Annotated in this window: 17 protein-coding genes and 4 pseudogenes; 18 read left to right on the top strand and 3 right to left on the bottom strand. The window is 64.8% G+C overall.

Annotated elements, in window-relative coordinates:
* Positions 1–131 precede the first annotated feature (131 nt).
* The 11 genes and pseudogenes from ACQ86E_RS32975 to fabZ all read left to right on the top strand — a co-directional run bounded on the left by ACQ86E_RS32975 (position 132) and on the right by fabZ (position 12,011).
* Complete coding sequence (locus ACQ86E_RS32975) at positions 132–1,127, top strand: 30S ribosomal protein S2 (RefSeq protein ID WP_431203497.1); 996 nt, start codon at positions 132–134, stop codon at positions 1,125–1,127.
* A 137-nt stretch (positions 1,128–1,264) separates the two neighbouring features.
* Positions 1,265–2,188 carry a translation elongation factor Ts gene (tsf, locus tag ACQ86E_RS32970; protein ID WP_015685823.1) on the top strand — a complete coding sequence of 308 codons (924 nt, stop codon included), beginning with the start codon at positions 1,265–1,267 and terminating at the stop codon, positions 2,186–2,188.
* A 60-nt stretch (positions 2,189–2,248) separates the two neighbouring features.
* A complete protein-coding gene (gene pyrH / locus ACQ86E_RS32965; protein ID WP_151649973.1) occupies positions 2,249–2,965 on the top strand; it encodes a UMP kinase in 717 nt (238 codons plus the stop codon).
* A gap of 69 nt (positions 2,966–3,034) precedes the next feature.
* Positions 3,035–3,583, top strand: a pseudogene (gene frr / locus ACQ86E_RS32960) (ribosome recycling factor); the annotation flags it as partial.
* A gap of 24 nt (positions 3,584–3,607) precedes the next feature.
* Positions 3,608–4,366, top strand: a complete 759-nt coding sequence (locus ACQ86E_RS32955) for an isoprenyl transferase (protein WP_431206628.1) — start codon at positions 3,608–3,610, stop codon at positions 4,364–4,366.
* Positions 4,363–5,205 carry a phosphatidate cytidylyltransferase gene (locus tag ACQ86E_RS32950; RefSeq protein ID WP_431203496.1) on the top strand — a complete coding sequence of 281 codons (843 nt, stop codon included), beginning with the start codon at positions 4,363–4,365 and terminating at the stop codon, positions 5,203–5,205. The genes ACQ86E_RS32955 and ACQ86E_RS32950 overlap by 4 nt, the downstream gene beginning before the upstream one ends.
* A gap of 4 nt (positions 5,206–5,209) precedes the next feature.
* Positions 5,210–6,433 carry a 1-deoxy-D-xylulose-5-phosphate reductoisomerase gene (gene dxr, locus ACQ86E_RS32945; RefSeq protein ID WP_431203495.1) on the top strand — a complete coding sequence of 408 codons (1,224 nt, stop codon included), beginning with the start codon at positions 5,210–5,212 and terminating at the stop codon, positions 6,431–6,433.
* 44 nt (positions 6,434–6,477) lie between these two features.
* On the top strand, positions 6,478–7,629 hold the full coding sequence (gene rseP, locus ACQ86E_RS32940) for an RIP metalloprotease RseP (RefSeq protein WP_015685829.1): 1,152 nt from the start codon (positions 6,478–6,480) through the stop codon (positions 7,627–7,629).
* A gap of 173 nt (positions 7,630–7,802) precedes the next feature.
* Positions 7,803–10,361 carry an outer membrane protein assembly factor BamA gene (bamA, locus tag ACQ86E_RS32935; RefSeq protein WP_431203494.1) on the top strand — a complete coding sequence of 853 codons (2,559 nt, stop codon included), beginning with the start codon at positions 7,803–7,805 and terminating at the stop codon, positions 10,359–10,361.
* Positions 10,362–10,486: 125 nt separating this feature from the next.
* Positions 10,487–11,553 (top strand): annotated as a pseudogene (lpxD, locus tag ACQ86E_RS32930) (UDP-3-O-(3-hydroxymyristoyl)glucosamine N-acyltransferase).
* Positions 11,550–12,011 carry a 3-hydroxyacyl-ACP dehydratase FabZ gene (gene fabZ, locus ACQ86E_RS32925; protein WP_008131325.1) on the top strand — a complete coding sequence of 154 codons (462 nt, stop codon included), beginning with the start codon at positions 11,550–11,552 and terminating at the stop codon, positions 12,009–12,011. Before lpxD ends, fabZ begins: the two are co-directional and overlap by 4 nt.
* A gap of 9 nt (positions 12,012–12,020) precedes the next feature.
* Here fabZ and ACQ86E_RS32920 read toward each other — a convergent pair whose 3' ends face one another.
* Positions 12,021–12,344, bottom strand: coding sequence for a KTSC domain-containing protein (locus ACQ86E_RS32920; RefSeq protein WP_431206627.1), 324 nt, complete (start codon positions 12,342–12,344; stop codon positions 12,021–12,023).
* 176 nt (positions 12,345–12,520) lie between these two features.
* Between ACQ86E_RS32920 and lpxA the strand changes: the two genes are divergently transcribed.
* The 3 genes and pseudogenes from lpxA (at position 12,521) to lpxB (ending at position 15,368) form a co-directional block, all read left to right on the top strand.
* Positions 12,521–13,315: an acyl-ACP--UDP-N-acetylglucosamine O-acyltransferase gene (gene lpxA / locus ACQ86E_RS32915; protein ID WP_431203493.1), complete on the top strand. Its 795-nt coding sequence runs from the start codon at positions 12,521–12,523 to the stop codon at positions 13,313–13,315.
* A 7-nt stretch (positions 13,316–13,322) separates the two neighbouring features.
* Positions 13,323–14,192 (top strand): LpxI family protein, encoded by an 870-nt coding sequence (locus ACQ86E_RS32910; protein WP_431203492.1) that lies wholly within the window; start codon positions 13,323–13,325, stop codon positions 14,190–14,192.
* Positions 14,189–15,368 (top strand): annotated as a pseudogene (gene lpxB / locus ACQ86E_RS32905) (lipid-A-disaccharide synthase). Before ACQ86E_RS32910 ends, lpxB begins: the two are co-directional and overlap by 4 nt.
* A gap of 120 nt (positions 15,369–15,488) precedes the next feature.
* Here lpxB and gltA read toward each other — a convergent pair.
* A complete protein-coding gene (gene gltA, locus ACQ86E_RS32900) occupies positions 15,489–16,793 on the bottom strand; it encodes a citrate synthase (RefSeq protein ID WP_431203491.1) in 1,305 nt (434 codons plus the stop codon).
* 145 nt (positions 16,794–16,938) lie between these two features.
* A complete protein-coding gene (gltX, locus tag ACQ86E_RS32895; protein WP_431203490.1) occupies positions 16,939–18,366 on the bottom strand; it encodes a glutamate--tRNA ligase in 1,428 nt (475 codons plus the stop codon).
* 154 nt (positions 18,367–18,520) lie between these two features.
* Here gltX and ACQ86E_RS32890 point away from each other — a divergent pair.
* From ACQ86E_RS32890 to ACQ86E_RS32875, 4 genes and pseudogenes are all read left to right on the top strand, one after another.
* A pseudogene (locus ACQ86E_RS32890) lies at positions 18,521–20,203 on the top strand (glutamine--tRNA ligase/YqeY domain fusion protein).
* Positions 20,204–20,242: 39 nt separating this feature from the next.
* Positions 20,243–20,629: a nuclear transport factor 2 family protein gene (locus tag ACQ86E_RS32885; protein ID WP_431203489.1), complete on the top strand. Its 387-nt coding sequence runs from the start codon at positions 20,243–20,245 to the stop codon at positions 20,627–20,629.
* A gap of 83 nt (positions 20,630–20,712) precedes the next feature.
* The gene (locus ACQ86E_RS32880; RefSeq protein ID WP_431203488.1) at positions 20,713–20,946 is read left to right on the top strand and encodes a DUF2171 domain-containing protein; all 234 of its coding nucleotides are present in this window, start codon (positions 20,713–20,715) and stop codon (positions 20,944–20,946) included.
* 95 nt (positions 20,947–21,041) lie between these two features.
* The gene (locus ACQ86E_RS32875) at positions 21,042–23,324 is read left to right on the top strand and encodes a ComEC/Rec2 family competence protein (protein ID WP_431203487.1); all 2,283 of its coding nucleotides are present in this window, start codon (positions 21,042–21,044) and stop codon (positions 23,322–23,324) included.
* Positions 23,325–23,326 lie beyond the last annotated feature (2 nt).

The following is a 23,326-nucleotide window of genomic DNA, read 5'->3' as shown; positions in this document are numbered from 1 at the left end:
CCGAAATGACGCTATACAGCGCGCCATCTCACACGGAAACATGGCTCACAAGGCCGTCCGGTGGCAGCCGGGGCGAGAACGCTCCGTTTTGCTCACACGTTTCCGGAGGAACCAACCGGAGAATTAGAACGATGGCACTACCCGATTTCACTATGCGTCAGCTGCTCGAAGCCGGCGTGCACTTTGGTCACCAGTCTCACCGCTGGAATCCGAAAATGGCTCCGTTCATTTTCGGCGCTCGCAACAACATCCACATCGTCGACCTCGCGCAGACCGTGCCGCTGCTGCACACCGCCTTGCAGGCGGTCAGCGACACCGTCGCCAAGGGCGGCCGCATCCTGTTCGTCGGCACCAAGCGCCAGGCGCAGGACGGCGTCGCGGACGCTGCCAAGCGCTGCGCGCAGTATTTCGTCAATTCGCGCTGGCTCGGCGGCACGCTGACCAACTGGAAGACGATCTCGGCCTCGATCAAGCGCCTGCGTCATCTCGACGAGGTGCTCGCGGGCGGCGAAGCCAATTCCTACACGAAGAAGGAGCGCCTGACGCTTCAGCGAGAGCGCGACAAGCTCGATCGCTCGCTCGGCGGAATCAAGGACATGGGCGGTCTGCCCGACCTGATCTTCGTGATCGACACCAACAAGGAAGACATCGCGATCCAGGAAGCCCAGCGGCTCAACATCCCGGTCGCCGCGATCGTCGACACCAATTCCGATCCGAAGGGCATCACCTATGTGGTGCCGGGGAATGACGACGCCGGCCGCGCCATCTCGCTGTATTGCGACCTGATCGCCCGTGCGGCGATCGACGGCATCTCGCGCGCTCAGGGCGATTCGGGCATCGACGTCGGTGCCTCGACCCGTCCGCTCGTCGAAGACCTCCCCGCGGCCTCCTCGAGCGGCTTCCAGGGCCTCGCAGGTCCCCGCGGCACCGCCGACGACCTGAAGAAGCTCCCGGGCGTCTCGGGCGCGATCGAGAAGAAGTTCAACGACCTCGGTATCTTCCACTTCTGGCAGCTCGCCGAGCTCGACCACGATACCGCGCACAAGATCGGCGAAGAAGTCGGTCTGCCGAGCCGTGCGGACGCCTGGGTCGCAAAGGCCAAGGCGCTGACCGCGGAAGCGGAATAGTCAAAACGAGCGATGGGTTGGCCGGACAGGCTCCGGCCACCATTTCATTCAGTTGACGCGAATTCCTGAGATGGACCGCGGCGGGGGCAATTGGATGCCGCGCCGCGGCGAACCGGCAGGCAAAAAGGATTTCAACGATGGCAACGATCACAGCTGCGATGGTCAAGGATCTGCGCGAGTCGACCGGCGCGGGCATGATGGACTGCAAGGCCGCGCTCACCGAGACCGCTGGCGACATGGAAGCGGCGCAGGACTGGCTCCGCAAGAAGGGCCTGTCCAAGGCCGCCAAGAAGTCGGGCCGTGTCGCGGCCGAGGGTCTGATCGGCGCGCTCACCAAGGGCAACAAGGGCGTCGTGGTCGAGGTCAACTCCGAGACCGACTTCGTCGCGCGCAACGGTCAGTTCCAGGGCCTGGTCAAGATGATCGCTCAGGTTGCCTTCGATGTCGGCGCCGATGTCGAGAAGATCAAGGCCGCCAAGGTCGGCGACGTCACGGTGGAAGCCGCGATCAATGATGCGATCGCCACCATCGGCGAGAACATGTCGCTGCGCCGCGCTGCTGCCCTCGAAGTGAGCCAGGGCGTGGTGTCGAGCTACGTCCACGGCGCGGTCGTCGAGGGCGCCGGCAAGATGGGCGTGATCGTCGCGCTGGAATCGCCGGGCAAGGCTGACGAGCTCGCTACGCTCGGCCGCCAGATCGCGATGCATATCGCCGCCACCAACCCGCTCGCGCTCGATCCGACCGGCCTCGATCCGGCGGTCGTGAAGCGCGAGAAGGACGTGCTCGCCGACAAATATCGCCAGCAGGGCAAGCCGGAGAACGTGATCGAGAAGATCGTCGAGTCCGGCCTCAAGACCTACTACAAGGAAGTCTGCCTGCTCGAGCAGGCCTTCATCCACGACACCGGCAAGTCGGTGGCGCAGGCGGTGAAGGAAGCCGAAGGCAAGGTCGGCGGCGCCATCAAGATCGCGGGCTTCGTGCGGTATGCTCTCGGCGAGGGAATCGAGAAGCAGGAAAGCGACTTCGCAGCAGAGGTCGCGGCGGCCAGCGGCAAGAAGTAAGCGCCGGAACGTTCCTTCCGGCGTGCCGCCGGAAGCGGCGCCCGGACGAGGAAAGTGCTCATGACTGATCCGGCTTACCGTCGCGTGGTGATCAAGCTGTCCGGCGAATATCTCGCGGGACAGCAGGGTTTCGGCATCGATCAGCCGACTGTGGACCGGGTCGCGGACGATCTGATCGCCGCCCGTCATCTCGGCACCGAGGTTGCGGTGGTGATCGGCGGCGGCAATATCGTGCGCGGTGTCGAGGTATCGGCCCGCGGCGTGTCGCGTCCGACCGGCGACACCATGGGCATGCTCGCCACCATGATGAACTGCCTCGCGCTGGAATCGGCGATCGAGCGCAAGGGCACGCCGGCGCGCACGCTGTCGGCCTTCGTCATGCCCGAGATTTCCGAGCTGTTTACCCGCACCGCGGCGCACAAATACCTTGCCGAGGGCCGGATCGTGCTTCTCGGAGGCGGAACCGGCAATCCGTTCTTCACCACCGATACGACCGCGGTGCTGCGCGCCGCCGAGATTGGCGCCCAGGCGGTGCTGAAGGCGACCAATGTCGATGGCGTCTACTCGGCCGACCCGAAGAAGGATCCGACCGCGACGCGGTTCGACCGGCTGACGCATTCGCAGGCGATCGAGGGCGGCTACAAGGTGATGGATGCGACCGCCTTCGCACTTGCCCGCGAGACGTCGCTGCCTATCATCGTGTTCTCGATCGCAGAGCCGGGTTCGATCGGCGCGATTCTGCGTGGCGGCGGCCACGGAACCATCGTCGCCGGCTGACGGCTTATCTGGCGCGCCCCAAAGGGAGGGGCGCGGGAGAGGTCGCCGGGATTTTGAAGGAGAAACGTGATGGCTACGGCTAATTTCGACCTCAACGAAGTGAAGCGCCGCATGCAGGGCGCCGTTCAGTCGCTCAAGCACGAGCTCGGCGGCCTGCGCACGGGGCGCGCGTCCGGCTCGATGCTCGACCCCGTGCAGGTCGAGGCTTACGGCAGCCACATGCCGCTCAACCAGCTTGCGACCGTCAGCGTCCCGGAGCCGCGCATGATCTCGGTGCAGGTCTGGGACAAATCGATGGTCAAGGCGGTGGAGAAGGCGATCGTCGATTCCAATCTCGGCCTGTCGCCGGCGACCGAGGGCCAGGTGCTGCGCCTGCGCATTCCCGAACTCAACGAGGAGCGTCGCAAGGAACTCGTCAAGGTCGCGCACAAATACGCGGAAGCCGCCAAGGTCGCCGTGCGTCACGTCCGCCGCGACGGTCTCGATGTTCTCAAAAAGCTCGAGAAGAACCACGAGATGTCCGAGGACGACCAGAAGCGTCATGCCGACGAGGTGCAGAAGGCGACCGACGGCACCATCACCGAGGTCGATCAGCTGCTGGCCGCCAAGGAAAAGAAATTCTCACCGTCTAAGGCTGCCTCCATGTCCAACGCCGCTGCGCCTGCCACCGAAGGACCCGACCGGTCCGACGCGCCTGCGCATGTCGCCATCATCATGGATGGCAACGGGCGTTGGGCGGCTGCGCGCGGTTTGCCGCGTGCGGAGGGCCATCGCCGCGGCGTCGAGGCGTTGCGCCGCGTGGTGCGCGCCTCGCATGAGCTCGGCATCCGCTACCTCACCATCTTCTCCTTCTCGTCGGAGAATTGGTCGCGCCCGGCGACCGAGATCGGCGATCTCTTCGGCCTTTTGCGGCGCTTCATCCGCAACGACCTGGCAAGCCTGCATCGCGACGGCGTCAGGGTCCGTATCATCGGCGAGCGAGACGGGCTGGAGGGCGACATCTGCGCGCTGCTCAATGAGGCCGAGGAACTGACGCGCGACAACACGCGTCTCACGCTCGTCGTCGCGTTCAACTACGGCTCGCGGCACGAGATCGCGAAAGCGGCGCAGAAGCTCGCGCGCGAAGTCGCAGAGGGCAAGCGCGATCCTGCCACGATCGACGCCGAGACTCTCGGGGCCCATCTCGATGCGCCCGACATTCCAGATCCCGATCTCATCATCCGCACCAGCGGCGAGCAGCGCCTGTCCAACTTCCTGATGTGGCAGGCCGCCTATAGCGAACTCGTCTTCGTGCCGATCCACTGGCCCGATTTCGACAAGGCGGCGCTGGAAGGCGCGATCGCCGAATTCGCCAGGCGCGAGCGCCGTTTCGGCGGTCTCGTCGCGAAAACCGCCTCGTGAGCGAACACGACGCGGCACCGGCGCGCTCGCAGCCGGCCCCGAGCAATCTCGTGATGCGGGTCCTCGCAGCCCTGGTGCTGGCGCCGCTGACCATTGCGGTCGCGTATGTCGGTGGATGGCTCTGGGCGCTGCTCGTCACCCTGGTGTCGATCGGGCTGTTCGCGGAATGGCTGATGGTGGTGGGCGCCGGCTCAGCCGCGCTGACCGGGGCAGGGACGATCACCATTGCCATGATGGGGGCCTGCGTCGCCTTCGGCGCGCTCAAGACCGCGATCATCGTTGGCTGCGTCGGCGGCGCGATCGTGACGCTGATCGCGCGCGGCAAGTTTGTCTGGGCCGCGACGGGGTTCGCCTATGCCGCGGCGGCGCTGCTGGCTTCGATCCTGGTGCGGAAGGACCTCGTCAACGGCTTCTCAGCGCTGATGTTCGTCCTGCTCGTGGTGTGGGCGACCGACATCGGCGGCTATTTCGCCGGCCGCAGCATTGGCGGACCGAAACTATGGCCGCGCGTGAGCCCGAAGAAGACCTGGGCCGGCGCGCTCGGCGGCTTCGTGGCGAGCCTGGCGGTGGCGGGCGGCTTTGCGGCCTGCGGGCTCGGGAAGGCGGTTCCACTGCTGCTCGTCAGCGCCATCCTGTCGGTGGTCTCGGCCTTGGGCGACCTGTTCGAATCCGCGGTGAAGCGGCGCTTCGATGTCAAGGATTCCAGTCACTTGATTCCCGGCCATGGCGGTCTCATGGACCGTCTGGACGGTTTTGTCGCCGCCATCCTGATGGCATGGATTATCGGCTTCCTCCGCCATGGTGTGCATAGCGCTGGAAGCGGTCTTATGGTTTGGTGAGAATATGAGCGCGGTCCCATTGCGTAACAACAAGGCTGCGGCGTCCGCCGTCCGCAGCGTCACGGTTCTCGGCGCCACCGGCTCGATCGGCGACAGCACGATGGATCTGCTGCGCGCCTCTCCCGAGCGCTACCGGGTCGAAGCCCTGACGGCGAACAGCAATGTCGAGGCGTTGGCAAAGCTCGCCAGGGAATTCTCAGCGCGTTTCGTCGCGATCGCCGACACCTCCAAGCTTGCCGAGCTGAAGGCTGCATTGGCGGGCACAAGCACCGAATGCGGCGCCGGCGAAAGCGCGGTGATCGAAGCCGGCGCGCGTCCGGCCGACTGGGTGATGGCGGCCGTCAGCGGCGCTGCCGGACTGAAGCCAGCATTGGCTGCGGTCGATCGCGGCGCGCATGTCGCGCTGGCCAACAAGGAATGCCTCGTTTGCGCCGGCGATTTCTTCATGCAGCGCGCAGCGAAAGCGGGCGCCTGCATCCTGCCGGCCGATTCCGAACACAATGCGCTGTTCCAGGCGCTCGCCTCGGGCAATCGTGACGAACTCGTTCGCGTCATCATCACGGCATCCGGCGGCCCGTTCCGCACCTGGAAACCTGCCGACATCGAGCAGGCTACGCTGGCCCAGGCGCTGAAGCATCCGAACTGGAGCATGGGCCAGAAGATCACGATCGATTCCGCCTCGATGATGAACAAGGGCCTCGAAGTGATCGAGGCGTCCTACCTGTTCGCGCTGAGCCCGGACGAGATCGACGTGCTGGTTCATCCGCAGTCGATCATCCACGGCATGGTGGAGTTCTCGGACTGTTCGGTCGTGGCCCAGCTCGGCGCCCCCGACATGCGTACGCCGATCGCGCACTGCCTGGGCTGGCCGGACCGGATCAAGGGACCGGCGGCCAAGCTGGATCTCGCCAAGATCGGGCAGCTGACGTTCGAAGCACCGGATTTCGAGCGCTTTCCCGGGCTGCGCCTCGCCTTCGATGCGCTGCGGACCGGGAAGGGGGCGACCACCGTCTACAACGCCGCCAACGAGGTTGCGGTCGCAGCCTTCATTGCCGGCAAGATCCGGTTCGGCGCGATCGCGCGGCTGGTCGAGGCGACGCTGGACGACTGGATCCGGGGCGGGAACCAGACCCCGCTGACGTCAGCCGACGATGCAATCTCTGTTGACCATGTTGCGCGAAATAGAGCTGCCGCCCTATTGCCTCAAATTGCCTTAAAGGCATCCTAGATGGTTCGGGGCCAGGGCCTAGCGGCGCTGGATGAGGGAATTCGATGATCGACTTTTTCGTCCATAGTTTCAATACGTTGAGCCATGGGCTCCTCGGCTACGCAGTTCCCTTCCTGTTCGTCCTGACGATCGTCGTGTTCTTCCATGAGCTCGGCCATTTCCTGGTCGCGCGCTGGGCTGGCGTTCGTGTCTTAACCTTTTCGCTCGGTTTCGGACCTGAGCTGGTCGGTTTCAACGACCGCCATGGCACCCGCTGGAAGATCTCGGCGATCCCGCTCGGCGGCTACGTCAAGTTCTTCGGGGACGAGAGCGAGGCCTCGACGCCGTCGTCCCAGACGCTCGCGGCCATGACGGCCGAGGAGCGCGCCGGCAGCTTCCACCACAAGAAGGTCGGCCCGCGTGCCGCCATCGTCGCGGCCGGACCGATCGCCAATTTCATCCTGGGCGCGCTGATCTTCGCCGGCATGGCGCTGTACTACGGCAAGCCGAGCACGATCGCGCGCGTCGATGGTGTCGTGGCCGACGGCGCGGCGGCTGCGGCCGGCTTCAAGATCGGCGACGTCGTGGTGCAGATCGATGGCAAGCCGATCGAGAGCTTTGCCGACATGCAGCGAATCGTTGCGATGAATGCCGGTTCAGCGCTTGCCTTCCAGGTCAAGCGGGACGGCGCCATCGTGGCGCTGACCGCGACGCCGGCGCTGCTGGAGCGCAAGGATCCCTTCGGCAACAGCCACCGTCTCGGCGTGCTCGGCGTCGAGCACAAGGCTCAGGCCGGCGAGGCCTCGACCACGCCGGTCGGCGTCGGCGAGGCGCTCAAGATCGGGGTCGAGCAGGTCTGGTTCATCATCACCAGCACCTTCAAGTTCCTGGGCTCGCTGTTCGTCGGACAGGGCAATCCCAACGAGGTCAGCGGCGTGCTCGGCATCGCCAAGATGTCGGGGCAAGCGGCCAGCGCCGGGTTCCAGTTCGTGATCAATCTGTGCGCGGTGCTGTCGGTGTCGATCGGCCTGCTGAATCTGTTCCCGATTCCGCTGCTCGATGGCGGTCACCTCATGTTCTATGCGGCCGAGCTGGTCCGCGGCCGCCCCTTGTCCGAGCGGACCCAGGAGATGGGATTCCGGATCGGGCTCGGTCTGGTGCTGATGCTGATGGTGTTCGCCACCTATAACGACATCCTGCGGATGGCGGCGTCCTGATAGGGGCTTTTTGTGGCGTTGCTGATCAGCAACGTCTTGGAATGAAATTGAAATTACGGTGTCTGCTGCCGTTTGCGGCACCGAGGAAATTGGCTACAAGCGGCTTCGAACTTGGGGAATCTCCCGGACCGGCGTTGGGGTTGGGTCTGGTACTGATAAGGGCGCGTTGCGCAATGAAGTTTGGACTGCGACTCCGGGGTGGCTTGCTCGCAACCCTGATCATGTTCGGCGCGCCGGTGCTTGCCCCGGTTGGGGCTGCTTTCGTGTCTTCGTCTGCGCTTGCTCAGACCGTCCAGTCGATTTCCGTCGAAGGAAATCGCCGTGTCGAGGTGGAGACCATCCGCTCCTATTTCAAACCGGGCCCGGGTGGCCGCCTGGATCAGGGCGCCGTCGATGACGGCCTGAAGGCGTTGATCGAGACCGGCCTGTTCCAGGACGTGCAGATCAACCGTGGCGCCGGTGGTCAGATCATCGTCTCCGTGGTGGAAAACCCGGTGATCGGTCGCGTTGCCTTCGAGGGCAACAAGAAGATCAAGGACGAGCAGCTCACCACCGAGGTCCAGTCCAAGGCGCGCGGCACCTTCTCCCGCGCCATGGTGCAGTCCGACACGCTGCGAATCGCCGAGATCTACCGCCGGTCCGGCCGCTACGACGTGCGCGTCACGCCTGAAGTGATCGAGCAGCCGAACAATCGCGTCGACCTGATCTTCACGGTCGAAGAGGGCTCCAAGACCGGGGTCAAGTCGATCGAGTTCGTCGGCAACAACGCGTTCTCGTCCTACCGCCTGCGCGACATCATCAAGACCCACGAATCGAACCTGTTGAGCTTCCTCGCCAGCAACGACATCTATGATCCGGATCGCGTCGAAGCCGACCGCGACCTGATCCGCCGCTTCTACCTCAAGAACGGTTTTGCCGACGTCCAGGTGGTGGCCGCGCTCACCGAATACGATCCGGAGAAGAAGGGCTTCAACGTTACCTTCAAGATCGAGGAAGGCTCGCAGTACCGCGTCGGCACCGTCGACTTCCGCTCCAGCATTCCGAACTTCGATCCGACCTCGATGCGCGCCTATTCGCGCGTCAATGTCGGTGCGCTCTACAACGTCGAATCGGTCGAGAAATCGGTCGAGGAGATGCAGATCGAGGCGTCGCGTCGCGGCTTTGCCTTCGCCGTGGTCCGCCCCGGCGGCGACCGCAACTTCGAGGCGCACACCGTCTCCGTCGTGTTCAACATCGACGAGGGCCCGCGCACCTATATCGAGCGCATCAATATCCGCGGCAACACCCGCACGCGCGACTACGTGATCCGCCGCGAGTTCGACATCTCCGAGGGCGATGCCTACAACCGTGCGCTGGTCGACCGTGCCGAGCGCCGCCTGAAGAACCTCGACTATTTCAAGACCGTGAAGATCACGACCGAGCCCGGCTCCTCCAGCGACCGCGTGGTCCTGGTCGTCGACCTCGAAGAGAAGTCGACCGGCGATTTCTCGGTCTCGGGCGGTTACTCCACGACCGACGGTGCGCTGGCCGAAGTCTCTGTCTCCGAGCGCAACCTGCTCGGCCGGGGCCTGTTCGCCAAGGCGTCGGTGACCTACGGCCAGTATGCCCGCGGCTATTCGCTGTCGTTCGTCGAGCCGTACCTGCTCGACTACCGCGTCGCGCTCGGTCTCGACCTCTATCAGCGCCAGCAGCTCTCCAACAGCTACATCTCCTACGGCACCAAGACGCTGGGCTTCAGCCCGCGCCTCGGCTTCTCCTTGCGTGAAGATCTGGCGCTCCAGCTGCGTTACTCGATCTACCAGCAGGAAATCCAGCTGCCGAGCTATCTGGCGAACTGTAACAACAACCAGTTCCTGGCAGATGGCGTGACGCCGAATCCGGCCTTCAATCCAAGCCCGGCATTCTCGAATGCGACAGGTATTCCGCTGAATGCAGGGACCAACGGCCTCGGCTGCTACAGCGATGGCGAAGCCTCGCTGCCGGTGCGCAAGGAGCTTGCCAACGGCAAGACGTTGACCTCGGCGCTCGGCTACACGCTGACCTACAACACGCTGGACAACAACAAGAACCCCACCGACGGTCTGCTGGTCGACTTCCGTCAGGATTTCGCCGGCGTCGGCGGCGACGTCTCCTATCTGAAGTCCGTGGTCGATGCGAAGTACTATGCTCCGCTGGTCTCGGACATCGTCGGTCTCGTCCGCGTCCAAGGCGGCATGCTGAACAAGATCGGCAGCCAGGATCTGCGTATGCTCGATCACTTCCAGATGGGCCCGAACCTGGTCCGCGGCTTTGCCCCGAACGGCATCGGTCCGCGCGATTTGAATCCCTACGGCACGCAGGACGCGCTTGGCGGCACCAAATATTGGGGCGCTTCGCTCGAATTGCAGATGCCGTTCTGGTTCCTGCCGAAGGAAGTGGGCTTGAAGGGCGCGGTCTACGCCGACGCCGGCGGCCTGTTCGACTACCAGGGCCCGACGACGTGGTCGGTGACCAACGAAATGACCACGACGAAGAATTCGAATTGCGTCGGGTCGACCGTCAACCCTGCGACGCCTGGAACCTGCACCGGCCTCGTGTATGACAACGGCAATGTCGTCCGGTCGTCGGTGGGTGTCGGCCTGATCTGGCAGTCGCCATTTGGACCGCTGCGCTTCGACTACGCCGTGCCGCTCACCAAGGGCAAGTACGACCGTACGCAGGAGTTCAGGTTCGGCGGCGGCACCTCGTTCTAATTCGATCAGCACGGCACGATCCGGACCAGCGGAGCCGGTTTCCGAAAGGGATCGTGCCACTTCAAGAGATGAGGCATGATGCGGCCTGACCGCTTCATGCCGAAGCCGGACCGCGACGGGGTGGAATGGCGCAGCCGACCTTCTTCAAGACACCGCCTGCCTCAGCGCTGGCTGACATCGCCGCGCTGACCAAGGCGCAACTGGTCGATCCCGCGAGGGGCGACCAATTCATCACGGGTCTGGCTTCGCTCGACGAGGCCGGCCCGATGCACCTGACGTTCTTCGACAACCTCAAATATGCCGACGATCTGAAGGCAACCAAGGCCGGTGCTTGCCTGGTGAGCCCGCGCTTCGAGGCGCAGGTGCCCGCGCATGTGGCCGTGCTGCGCGTGGCGCAGCCGTTCCGCGCCTTCGTCGGGATCGCGCGGCAATGGCACGGCGATGCCCTCCGCCCTCAGTCCTGGGTCGGCAATTCAGGCATTGCGCCGTCGGCCATCATCGACCCGTCGGCGCGGCTGGAGGACGACGTCATTGTCGATCCCCTGGCCGTGATCGGCCCGGATGTGGAGATCGGCAGCGGCACCGTGATCGGCGCCGGCGCCGTCATTGGTCCCGGGGTCAAGATCGGCCGGGACTGCAATGTCGGCGCCCGTACGGCCATCCAGTGCGCGCTGATCGGCAATGACGTGCTCATCCACCCCGGCTGCTCAATTGGCCAGGACGGCTATGGCTTCATTTTCTTCGGCCCCGAGGGCCATCTGAAAGTGCCCCAGACCGGCCGCGTGCTGATCCAGAACAATGTGGAAGTCGGCGCCGGCACCACCATCGATCGCGGATCCCTGCGCGACACCGTGATCGGGGAGGGCACCAAAATCGACAATCAGGTCCAGATCGGTCACAATGTGACGATCGGCCGGAATTGCCTGCTCGCCGCCCAGATCGGGCTCGCGGGCAGCCTGACGATCGGCGACAACGTGGCGCTGGGAGCAAAGGTCGGCATCAACAATCACCTCAAGATCGGCGACGGGGCCCAGGTCACCGCGATGAGCGGCGTCAAGGACGACATCCCGCCGAACGGTCGCTGGGGTGGCTTTTTGCCAAGCCGACCAAGCAGTGGTTCAAGGAAATTATCGCGGTGGAGCGCCTGGTACGCGACAGCAAGGCCGATCCGAAGAACGAGGGACGGGAATGACGGCGGAATCACCCATCAAGTTCGAGCTGGTGGATATCAATGCGATCCTCCGGACGTTGCCGCACCGTTTTCCGATGTTGCTGATCGATCGGGTGATCAACATCCGCGCCGACTACAGTGGCATCGGCATCAAGAACGTCACCTTCAACGAGCCGGCCTTCCAGGGGCATTTCCCGGAACGCCCGGTCTATCCCGGCGTGATGATGATCGAAGCGATGGCGCAGACCGCCGGAGTGATCGGCATCACCTCGGTCGAGGGCACGGAGAAGCCGCGCGCGGTGTATTTCCTCACCATCGACAAGTGCAAGTTCCGCAAGCCGGTGCTGCCCGGCGACACCATCGAATATCACATGCGATCGATCGGCCGCCGCAAGGCGATGTGGTGGTTTCACGGCGACGCCAAGGTCAACGGCCAGGTCGTTGCGGAAGCCGACGTCGGCGCCATGCTCACGGACTGAGGCGGCCTCTTACGTCCGGCAGTCGTAGCGGCCGGACACAGCCTCGCGCTTGAGATTCTGCTTGAAGAACCGGCCCATGGACGGAGCGCCCAGCAGGCGCTCGACGATGTCCACCGTCACGCCGCAATAGCGGTCATAGGTGCCGCCAACCGCAACGATGAGGTCCTGCTGCGCGGGGTCGTAGCAGACCCGCTGCAGCACCGTGCTGCGGGTGATGTCGCGGCACTCGAATGTCCCGAGATCGATCAGACGGCGTTCGCCGGTCTCGACCGTCTCGGACACGATCGGTGCGGCTACGAGCTGTGCCAGCAGGATTGCCAGGGCCCTGACCACGATGACTTCAACCTCCACATCAACGCGCTGAAGGGATGCGAGCGTCGGCTCATCCGGCGCCTGAAACAGGCCGATATGATACGTCACTGGACAGATCGGGCAAACTCGCGGTAACCAGCGGAAAACCGAGCTACTTCAACACCTAATCAGACCTTCTTGATGAGTCAGATCGCTTGATGAGTAAGATTGATCCCACGGCACGGGTCGCGGACGGCGCCGTCATCGGCGAGGGCACCGAGATCGGGCCCTATTGCATCATCGGCCCGCATGTCGTGGTCGGCAAGAACTGCAAGCTGATCGGGCATGTGCATATCACGGCGCAAACCACGATCGGCGACGACTGCACCATCTATCCGTTCGCCTCGCTCGGCACGCCGCCGCAGTCGCTCAGCTATCGTGGCGAGCTGACGAAACTCACGATCGGCTCGGGCTGCACCATTCGCGAGTCCGTGACCATGAACGCCGGCACGGTCGCTGGTGGTGGCATCACATCGGTCGGCGATCGCAACTATTTCATGAACTGCAGCCATGTGGGCCATGACTGCCATGTCGGCAACGACGTGATCTTCGCGACGTCGGCGACGCTGGGCGGTCACTGCGAGATCGGCGATTTCGTCTTCATCGGCGGCCTCTCGGCGGTACACCAGTTCACGCGCATCGGCCCACAGGTCATGGTGGGTGGCGTGTGCGGCGTGCGCGACGACATCATTCCGTTCGGGCTGGTCAACGGACAGTACGCGGCGCTTGAGGGCCTCAACATCATCGGCATGAAGCGGCGCAAGTTCACCAAGCAGCGTCTCGCCACCGTGCGTGCATTCTACCAGAAGCTCTTCCACGGGGCCGGCATGTTTGCCGAGCGGTTGCAGGCGGTTCAGCCGCTGGCCGGCGAGGATCCGGCAATTGCCGAGATCCTCGACTTCATCGGCAAGGGCAAGCATCGCCCGCTCTGTCTTCCCGCCATCGCAAAGTGAGACCGGGATGGCCGCGGACGCAACATCGGCGGCTTCTGAGATTTCATCGCCGGTCGGCGTGATCGCCGGGGGCGGCGCGATGCCGTTCGCGGTCGCCGATTCGCTCGCGGCGCACGGCATCACGCCGGTCCTATTCCCGCTGCGCGGCGCCTGCGATCCGGCGCGGGTGGAGGAGTTCCGCCATCGCTGGATCTCGGTCGGCCAGCTCGGCCGCGCCATGCGGCTGTTCCGCGAGGAGGGCTGCCGCGACCTGGTCTTCATCGGCACCCTGGTGCGGCCTTCGCTGACCGAGATCCGGTTCGACGTCACGACGCTGCGGCTGCTCGGCAACGTCATCCGCGCCTTCCGCGGCGGCGACGATCATCTGCTGTCCGGCGTCGGCCGCATCCTCGAGCAGGGCGGCTTTCGCATGGTCGGCATCAAGGACGTCGCACCCGATCTGCTGATGCCCGAGGGCTGCATCAGCCGTGCCTGGCCGAGCGACAACAGCAAGGCGGACATCGAGCGCGGCCGCGCGGTGCTGACCGCGCTCGGTCCGTTCGACATCGGTCAGGCCGCGGTCGTGATCGACGGCCACGTGGTGGCGGTCGAGGACATCGAGGGCACCGACGCGCTGCTGGCGCGCGTGGCGCGCCTGCGCGAGGAGGGCCGCATCCGCGCCGCCACCGGACGGGGCGTGCTGGTGAAGGCGCCGAAGAGTGGTCAGGACCTGCGCTTTGACCTGCCGACGATCGGCCCGCGCACACTCGAGGGCGTCGCCAAGGCCGGCCTTGCCGGAATCGCCGTCGTCGCCGGCAACACCATCGCTGCCGAGCCGCAGGCGATGATCGCGTATGCCGACTCCAAATATCTCTTCGTCATCGGTCTGCCGGCGTGACGCAGACGCGCGATCCCAAGCGGAAGATCTTCCTGATCGCGACGGAGGAATCCGGCGACCGGCTCGGTTCGGCGCTGATGAAGGTGCTGCGCCAGCGCCTCGGCGACGGCGTGCAGTTCGTCGGCGTCGGCGGTCGCACCATGGCGCGCGAGGGGCTCGAGACGCTGTTTCCGATCGAGGAGCTGTCGATCGTCGGTTTCGCCGCGGTGGTGCAGCAACTGCCAAAAATCCTGCGGTTGATCCGCGAGACCGCAGACGCCGTGCTGGAGGCCGCGCCTGACGCGCTCGTCATCATCGACAGTCCCGATTTCACCCATCGCGTCGCCCGCCGCGTGCGCGCGACGAAGCCCGCGATCCCTGTCGTCGATTACGTCTCGCCCTCGGTCTGGGCCTGGCGGCCGGGCAGGGCGCGCGCCATGCTCGGCTATGTCGACCATGTGCTCGGTCTGCTGCCGTTCGAGCCGGCGGAATACCGCAAGCTCGGCGGGCCGCCGTGCAGCTATGTTGGCCATCCCCTGATCGAGCAGCTGCCGTCGCTGCGGCCGAATGCCGAGGAGCAGAAGCGCCGTGATGCCGAGCCGCCTGTGCTGCTGGTGCTGCCCGGCAGCCGCCGCAGCGAGATCAGGCATCACCTCGAAACATTCGGCGCAACACTTGGACGACTCCACGCCGCAGGCCGCGCGTTCGAATTGATGCTGCCGACCATGCCGCACCTCGAAGCCACCATTCGAGAGGGCGTGGCAAACTGGCCGGTCAAGCCGCAGAATCGTGGTCGGCGAGAGCGAGAAACGCGCCGCGTTCCGGATCGCACACGCTGCGCTGGCGAAATCCGGCACGGTGACGCTGGAGCTTGCCCTGGCTGGCATTCCCATGGTGACGGCCTATCGCGTCAGTGCGATCGAAGCCTTCATCCTGCGCCGTGCGGTCAAGGTCTCCTCCGTGATCCTCGCCAATCTCGTGATCGGCAAGGAGGTCATTCCGGAGTTTCTGCAGGAGGACTGCACGCCGGAGAAGCTTGCACCGGCGCTGTCCGAGGTGCTGACGGATTCCACGCTGCGCCGGCAGCAGGTCGAGGCCTTTGCGCAGCTCGATACCATCATGTCGACCGGCAACAGATCGCCGAGCGTGCTCGCTGCCGACATCGTGCTCGCGACGATGCGGAAGGGGCGGCGATAGGCATCTTTCGCTGCCGTTCCGAGACGGTGGGCAGCTTGCGCTTTGCGTACCCTTCAATGCCTACAAACGAAAACGGCGCCATCGCGAGACGGCGCCGCTTCGGAAGCCCTGAGGCTGAACTTACTTCCGGCTTCCGATCTTCACGTAGTCACGCTTGGTGACGCCGGTGTAGAGCTGGCGCGGACGGCCGATCTTCTGCTGAGGATCCTCGATCATCTCGCTCCACTGGCTGATCCAGCCGACGGTGCGGGCGACCGCGAACAGCACGGTGAACATCGACACCGGGAAGCCCATCGCCTTCAGCGTGATGCCCGAATAGAAGTCGACGTTCGGGTACAGCTTGCGGTCGATAAAGTACTGGTCGCTGAGCGCGATGCGCTCCAGCTCGAGCGCCACCTTCAGCATCGGATCGTCGCCATGGCCGGTCTCCTTGAGCACGGCGTGACACATCTTCTGCATGATCTTGGCGCGCGGATCGTAGTTCTTGTAGACGCGGTGACCGAAGCCCATCAGGCGGACTTCGGAGTTCTTGTCCTTCACCTTGGCGATGAACTCGGGGATCTTGTCCACGGTGCCGATCTCGGCGAGCATCGCAAGCGCTGCTTCGTTGGCGCCGCCATGCGCCGGGCCCCAGAGGCAGGCGATGCCGGCGGCGATGCAGGCGAACGGGTTGGCGCCGGAGGAGCCGGCGATGCGCACCGTCGAGGTCGAAGCGTTCTGCTCGTGGTCGGCATGCAGGATGAAGATCTTGTCCAGCGCTTCAGCGAGCACCGGATTCATCTTGTAGTCCTCGCACGGCACGGCGAAGCACATGTGCAGGAAGTTCTCGGCGAACTTGAGCGAGTTCTTCGGGTACACGAAGGGCTGGCCGACGGTGTACTTGTAGGCCATCGCCGCCAGCGTCGGGATCTTCGCGATCATGCGCATGGAAGCGATCATGCGCTGCTTGGGATCGTTGATGTCGGTGCTGTCGTGATAGAACGCGGCGAGCGCGCCGACCGCGGCCACCATTATCGCCATCGGATGGGCGTCGCGGCGGAAGCCCTGGAAGAAGCGGGCCATCTGCTCGTGCACCATCGTGTGATGGATCACGCGGTCGTCGAAATCCTTCTTCTGCGCGGCGGTGGGAAGCTCCCCGAACAGCAGGAGATAGCAGGTCTCGAGGAAGTCGCCGTTCTCGGCGAGCTGCTCGATCGGATAGCCGCGGTATTCCAGCACGCCCGCGTCACCATCGATATAGGTGATCTTGGACTGGCAGCTCGCTGTCGAGGTGAAGCCGGGATCGTAGGTGAACAGGCCGGACTGGCCGTAGAGCTTGCCGATGTCGATGACGTCAGGCCCGACGCTGCCGCTGTGGATCGGAAGATCGTAGTTCTTGTTTCCGACCGTCAGCGTGGCGGTCTTATTGCTTGCTTTTGCGTCCATCAGAGGTCCCCGATGTGTGGTGAAACGGGCCGGACCCGGAAGGCCCCGAAGACATGGTGGGGCAGGCCGGATATTCCAGAAGGTACGGGTGAGATGGGTATATTATTGCTGTGTGCGCTGCAAGATCATGGCAGGCATGGCCTACTTACGTCGTAGACTGATCCTTAAGCCGGCCCAGGCTCTCCTGGCGTCCCAGCACGTCCAAAACCTCGAATATACCAGGCGAGGTAGACCGTCCCGTCAGCGCTGCCCGCAACGGCTGCGCGACCGCGCCGAGCTTGAGACTATTTTCCTCGGCGAAAGCACGCAGCGCGGCTTCGGTGGCGGCGCCGCTCCACGTCACGACTTTCTCCAGCGCGGAATGAAGCTGGCCGATCAGCTTGCGGTTTTCCGCCGTCAGCAGCGCCGCCGCCTTGGGATCGAGCTCCAGCGGGCGGTCGGCGAAGATGAAAGAGGCGCTGTCGATCAGCTCGATCAGCGTCTTGGCGCGCTCCTTCAGGGCCGGCATGGCCTTGAGAAGCTGGGCCCGCGTGCCGTCGTTTAACTTGGCTTTAAGCTCGTCGCGGGCGGGCACCACATGGTCGAGCACGTCCTCGAACATCTTCACGAGTGATTGATCGTCGGCGTGGCGGATGTAGTGACCGTTGAGGTTTTCCAGCTTGGCGAAATCGAAGCGGGCTGCGGCGCGGCCGACGGAGGCGAGGTCGAACGCGGCGATCATCTCCTCGGTCGAGAAGATCTCCTGGTCGCCATGGCTCCAGCCGAGGCGGACGAGGTAGTTGCGCAGCGCCGCCGGCAGGTACCCCATGGCGCGGTAGGCATCGACGCCGAGCGCCCCGTGGCGTTTGGAAAGCTTCGAGCCGTCCGGGCCGTGGATCAGGGGGATGTGGGACATGCTCGGCAGCGCCCAGCCCATCGCATCGTAGATCTGCTTCTGGCGGGCGGCGTTGATCAGATGGTCGTCGCCGCGAATGACATGGGTGACGCCCATGTCGTGGTCGTCCACCACCACCGCGAGCATGTAGGTCGGGTTGCCATCGCCGCGCAGCAGGACGAGATCGTCGAGGTTCTCGTTCTGCCAGACCACGCGGCCCTGGACCTGGTCATCGATCACGGTCTCGCCGGTCTGCGGTGCGCGCAGGCGAATGGTCGGCTTGACGTCAACAGGGGCGGTCGCAGGATCGCGGTCGCGCCACAGGCCGTCATACAGGCGCGTGCGGCCTTCCGCGCGCGCCTTCTCGCGCATGGCGGTCAGTTCCTCGGCCGTGGCGTAGCAACGGTAGGCCTTGCCGTCGGCCAGCAGCTGCTCGGCGACCTCGCGGTGACGAGCGGCGCGGCTGAACTGGTAGATGACGTCGCCATCCCAGCCGAGCTCGAGCCATTTCAACCCGTCCAAAATCGCGCCGATCGCGGCCTCGGTCGAGCGCTCCCGGTCGGTGTCCTCGATCCGGAGCAGCATCTTGCCGCCGTGCTTCTTCGCATAGAGCCAGTTGAACAGCGCCGTGCGGGCGCCTCCGATGTGGAGGAAGCCGGTCGGGGAGGGAGCAAAGCGGGTGACGACGGAATCGGTCATTCTTGGCAGGGCCTATGCATTGGAGGCGGTGGTATATAACAGGACCGGAGCATAACTAAAGCCCGGCAGCGGACCGCCAAAGCCTTGCTTAAGCCCTTGGCTCAGCCACGTGGATTTGGCAGAAGGACCGCTGATTTCCCTACAGGATTCCAGGATGAGCACAGAACCGGTGGCGACTGAGGTTGGGCGCGATTTCATTCGCGACATCATCCAGGCAGACCTCGATCAGGCCAAATACAAGGAGATCGTGACCCGGTTCCCGCCGGAGCCGAACGGCTACCTGCATATTGGCCACGCCAAGTCGATCGCGCTCAATTTCGGCATCGCTCAGGAGTTTCCGGGCCGCTGCCATCTGCGCTTCGACGATACCAACCCGGTGAAGGAAGAGCAGGAATATATCGATTCCATCCAGGCCGACGTGCGCTGGCTCGGCTACGACTGGGGCAAGAATCTGTTCTACGCCTCGGACTATTTCGACCGGCTGTACGAATGGGCCGAGAAGCTGATCCGCGACGGGCTCGCCTATGTCGACGACCAGTCCCAGGAAGAGATCCGGCTATCGCGCGGCACGCTGACCGAGCCCGGCAAGAACTCTCCGTTCCGTGACCGCAGCGTGGATGAGAATCTCGACCTGTTCCGCCGTATGAAAGCAGGCGAATTCCCCAACGGCGCGCGCGTGCTGCGGGCCAGGATCGACATGTCCTCGGGCAACATCAATTTGCGCGACCCCGTGCTGTATCGGATTTTGCATGCGCACCATCCGCGCACCGGAACCAAGTGGAGCATCTATCCAAGCTACGACTATGCCCACGGCCAGTCGGACGCCATCGAAGGCATCACGCACTCGATCTGCACGCTGGAGTTCGAGGATCACCGGCCGCTCTACGACTGGTTCATCGAGAAGCTGCCGGTGCCGTCGAAGCCGCACCAGTACGAGATGGCACGACTCAACATCACCTACACGCTGCTGTCCAAGCGCGTGCTGACGCAGCTCGTCCGCGACGGACATGTCGCGGGCTGGGATGATCCGCGCATGCCGACCATGGCGGGGATGCGCCGCCGCGGCGTGCCGCCGGCGGCCTTGCGCGAATTCATCAAGCGCATCGGCGTGGCGAAAGCGAACAGTGTCGTCGATGTCGGCATGCTCGAATTCTGCATCCGTGAGGAACTCAACCGCACGTCGCAGCGTCGGATGGGGGTGCTGCGGCCGCTCAAGGTGGTGATCGAGAACTACCCGGAAGGGCAGACCGAGGAAGCTCGAGGCGATCAACCATCCGGATGACCCCGGCGCCGGCACGCGGAAAATCACGTTCGGCCGCGAGCTCTATATCGAGCAGGACGACTTCATGGAGAACCCGCCCAAGAAGTTCTTCCGTCTGTCGCCGGGCAACGAGGTGCGGCTGCGCTACGCCTATTTCGTCAAGTGCACCGGCGTGATCAAGAACGACGCGGGCGAGGTGGTGGAGCTGCGCTGCACCTACGATCCCGCGACCAAGGGTGGCAACGCGCCCGACGGCCGCAAGGTCAAGGCAACCATGCACTGGCTGCCTGCGGCAACGATCGAAGCCGGCGGAGATTCGCATCTACAATCAGCTGTTCGCCAACCCGAGGCCCGGACGCCTCGAATTTCGCCGCCGACCTCAATCCGCAATCGCTGGAGGTCTTGGCGGACGCCCGGATCGAGGCATCGGTTGCGGAGAGTAATTCAACCGAGCCGATGCAGTTCGAGCGTCAGGGCTATTTCGTGCGCGACAAGGACTCGGCGCCGGGCAAGCCGGTATTCTCCAGGACCATCGGTCTGCGCGACACGTTCGCGAAGGAAGTCGCCAAGGGCTGAGAAGGTCTGAGAAGGTCCGAGAAGGGTTGAGGGACGACAATGGGCAGTGAAGCCGACGCCATCGTTTCGGCCATCATCGCGAAGTGGTGCGCCGGCTTCGCCACGCTCGACGCCGCCGCGCTGTCGTCGCTCTATGCCAAGAACGCGTTTTTCTTCGGCTCCAACCCAAAGCTCTACAGGGGCAGGGACGGCGTCGCCGACTATTTCAACGGCCTGCCGCGCTGGCGCAGGCCGGGCGCGGTGTTTTCCGAGGTGCAGGCCGCGCAGGCCGGCCCTGACCTGATCAACATGGGCGCGACCATCTCGTTCGATCTTGCCGGCGAACGCCCCGATCTCGTCGTCAAGATGAGCTGGGTCATCATCCGCGAGGACGGCTTCTGGAAGATCGTCAATCACCACGCCTCGGCAAAGGCGCCGCTGATCTGACGGGCGCGCACGGCATCGTCATATCAACCGAAGCAACGAACGTTGCCCCCGTGCGTTGTGTGGGTCCAGAAGAGGATCCCACCATGCAGAACATCGCAGAACATATGGAAGTCATCGGCGCCGATGGCGTCCACGTCGGCACCGTCGACAAGGTCGAGGGCAACCGCATCAAGCTGACCAAGAAGGACAGCGGCGAGGGCAGACACAAGGGCCACCATCACTTCATCGACAAGGTACTCGTCGCCGGTGTCGAGGGCAACAAGGTCCGGCTGTCCGCTAAGGCGGACGTTGCCGTGACGATGGAAGAGGAAAAGTAGGGCTCGCGCCCGCCCGTTCCTGATCCGTACCGCTATTCGCGTGCCTGCACGTTCCGGTAGCCTCTGGCCCGGTCGCGTATCGCAAGGTGCAGGGAATGGCGGAGCCGGGCCGGCCAGTACGGTCCCAGAGTGTCGTGGGGACCTGGCCCGTCGGCCGACCTGCGTCGGCTGGCGGCCTCGCGCCGGCAGGGTCTGGCCTATGGCCTGCCATCGTCGAGACGCTGCGCGAGTGGGGACGCGCTGAGGCCGGCGCCGGGCGGCTGCTGCCGTGGGTCCCCGTCGCCTTCGGCGGCGGCATTGCGCTGTACTTTGCCGCCGATCATGAGCCCGTGCTTTGGGTCGTTGCTGCGACGGCCATCGCGCTCGCACTGGGCGCCGTTCTGCTGCGGCGGAGCCGGCTGTTTGCGCCTGCGATCATGATCGCTGCGGTCGCGGCCGGCTTTGCCGTGGCGACCTGGAAGACGGCGCGCATTGCGCACACCGTGCTGGCCAAGCCGCTCTATTCCGTGTCTCTGTCGGGCTTCGTCGAGACCCGTGACATCCGTGAGCGCACCGATCGTTTCGTGCTGCGCGTCACCGCGATGGAGGCGCAGCGCAGCGATATCATGCTCGAGCGCGTGCGTCTGTCGGTGCGCAAGGGCACCGCGCCCGAGGTCGGCAGCTTCGTGCAGTTGAAGGCGCGGTTGATGCCGCCGATTTCGCCGGTGCGCCCGGGCAGCTACGATTTCTCGCGCGACATGTTCTTTCAGGGCATCGGTGCGTCCGGCTTCGTGATGGGCGCGATCGCTGCATCCGTGCCGCCTGACGCCGGTGGCCTGCGGCTGCGCTATGCCGCCTTCATGCAGGGCCTGCGCGATGCGATCGACGCCCGCATCCGCGCCACGCTCGAGGGCGACAATCGCGCGATCGCAACCGCGCTGCTCACAGGTCGGCGCGATGCGATCACCACGCCCGTCAACGATGCGATGTTCGTCTCGGGTCTTGGTCACGTGCTCTCGATCTCCGGCTACCACATGGCCGTCGTCGCCGGCGTTGTCTTCTTCGCGGTGCGTGCACTGCTCGCGCTCATTCCTGGGCTGGCGGTCGGCTTTGCCATCAAGAAGTGGTCGGCCGCTGCGGCGCTCGTCGCAGCCGCGTTCTACCTGTTGCTGTCGGGGGCGGAGGTCGCGACGCAAAGATCGTTCTTCATGACGGCTGTGGTCCTGATCGCGGTGATGGTCGATAGGCGCGCCATCACGTTCCGCACGCTGGCCGTGGCCGCGCTGATCGTGCTGGCGGTGGCGCCGGAGTCGCTGGTTCATCCCAGTTTTCAAATGTCGTTCGCGGCAACCCTCGGGCTGGTGGCGCTGGTGCAGATCGGCATGCCGAACCTGTTTGCATCGCCCGATCATTCGGCGACGGCACGCATCGCGATGTGGGGTGGCCGCGAGATCGCGATGTTGTTCCTGGCCTCGCTGATCGCGGGGCTTGCGACCACGCCCTATGCGGCCTTTCACTTCCACCGCGTCACGCCGTACGGCGTGCTCGCCAATCTCGGGGCGATGCCGGTGGTCTCGGCGCTGGTGATGCCGGCGGGACTGCTGGGGCTGATTGCGGCGCCGTTCGGACTCGATGGTGTGTTCTGGTGGCTGATGGGGATCGGTATCGACTGGATGGTCGCGGTTTCGCGCTGGGTGGCGGCGTTGCCGGGCGCAGTCGGCCGCATTCCTGCTTTCGGCATCGCGCCACTGATCGCGGCCAGCCTCGGGATCATTGTGATGGGCCTGCTGCGCACGCCACTGCGCTGGGCAGGAGCCCTGGTGCTGGCCGGTGCGATCGTCTGGGCGCTGGGCGTGCGGCAGCCCGATGTCCTGATTGCTGGTGACGGCCAGAGCGTCGCGGTGCGGGGCAAAGATGGCCAGCTCCATCTGATCTCGCAGCGCAAGGATGCGTTCCTGGCCAAAGAGTGGCTCGCGGCCGACGCGGATTCCCGGCAGGCCGGCAGTGCCGCGCTCAGCGAGGGCGTGTCGTGCGACGAGTCGGGTTGCGTGACCGAGCTTGCAGATGGTCGCATCGTGGCACTTGCGCTGCGCATCGACGCGTTGGCCGACGACTGCAGCCGTGCCGCGCTGGTGGTGGCGGCGCGTCCGGCGCCACCGGATTGCGCGGCAATGGTGATCGATCGGCAGCATCTGGCGCGCCAGGGCGCCCTTGCGCTGACACGATACGGCGACGGCTTTGCGGTTCAGCCGGCGAAGGCGAGGGGCGCAAACCGCCCTTGGTCGCCAGCGGTCGCTGGCGACGGAGAGCCCGGGCTGACGACCCTCATGCCGCGGTCAGCCGCGCCCCGCAGCAGAGACGCAACGCCTTCCGAGACCGACCTCGGCGATGAGGACTGAAT

The sequence above is a fragment of the Bradyrhizobium betae genome, assembly GCF_050632175.1.
Classification (GTDB): Bacteria; Pseudomonadota; Alphaproteobacteria; order Rhizobiales; family Xanthobacteraceae; genus Bradyrhizobium; species Bradyrhizobium betae_B.
Note: the sequence above shows the minus strand (reverse complement) of the source record. Positions and strands in the feature narration are given on the sequence as shown.

Bases quoted from the DNA above. Each gene is read 5' to 3' on its own strand.
- ACQ86E_RS32885 (WP_431203489.1), top strand. From the start codon at position 20,243: ATGGGCAGTGAAGCCGACGCCATCGTTTCGGCCATCATCGCGAAGTGG.
- ACQ86E_RS32975 (WP_431203497.1), top strand. From the start codon at position 132: ATGGCACTACCCGATTTCACTATGCGTCAGCTGCTCGAAGCCGGCGTG.
- ACQ86E_RS32955 (WP_431206628.1), top strand. From the start codon at position 3,608: ATGTCCAACGCCGCTGCGCCTGCCACCGAAGGACCCGACCGGTCCGAC.
- ACQ86E_RS32875 (WP_431203487.1), top strand. From the start codon at position 21,042: ATGGCGGAGCCGGGCCGGCCAGTACGGTCCCAGAGTGTCGTGGGGACC.
- pyrH (WP_151649973.1), top strand. From the start codon at position 2,249: ATGACTGATCCGGCTTACCGTCGCGTGGTGATCAAGCTGTCCGGCGAA.
- ACQ86E_RS32910 (WP_431203492.1), top strand. From the start codon at position 13,323: ATGGCCGCGGACGCAACATCGGCGGCTTCTGAGATTTCATCGCCGGTC.
- fabZ (WP_008131325.1), top strand. From the start codon at position 11,550: ATGACGGCGGAATCACCCATCAAGTTCGAGCTGGTGGATATCAATGCG.
- bamA (WP_431203494.1), top strand. From the start codon at position 7,803: ATGAAGTTTGGACTGCGACTCCGGGGTGGCTTGCTCGCAACCCTGATC.
- gltX (WP_431203490.1), bottom strand. From the start codon at position 18,366: ATGACCGATTCCGTCGTCACCCGCTTTGCTCCCTCCCCGACCGGCTTC.
- ACQ86E_RS32880 (WP_431203488.1), top strand. From the start codon at position 20,713: ATGCAGAACATCGCAGAACATATGGAAGTCATCGGCGCCGATGGCGTC.
- gltA (WP_431203491.1), bottom strand. From the start codon at position 16,793: ATGGACGCAAAAGCAAGCAATAAGACCGCCACGCTGACGGTCGGAAAC.
- dxr (WP_431203495.1), top strand. From the start codon at position 5,210: ATGAGCGCGGTCCCATTGCGTAACAACAAGGCTGCGGCGTCCGCCGTC.
- rseP (WP_015685829.1), top strand. From the start codon at position 6,478: ATGATCGACTTTTTCGTCCATAGTTTCAATACGTTGAGCCATGGGCTC.
- tsf (WP_015685823.1), top strand. From the start codon at position 1,265: ATGGCAACGATCACAGCTGCGATGGTCAAGGATCTGCGCGAGTCGACC.
- lpxA (WP_431203493.1), top strand. From the start codon at position 12,521: ATGAGTAAGATTGATCCCACGGCACGGGTCGCGGACGGCGCCGTCATC.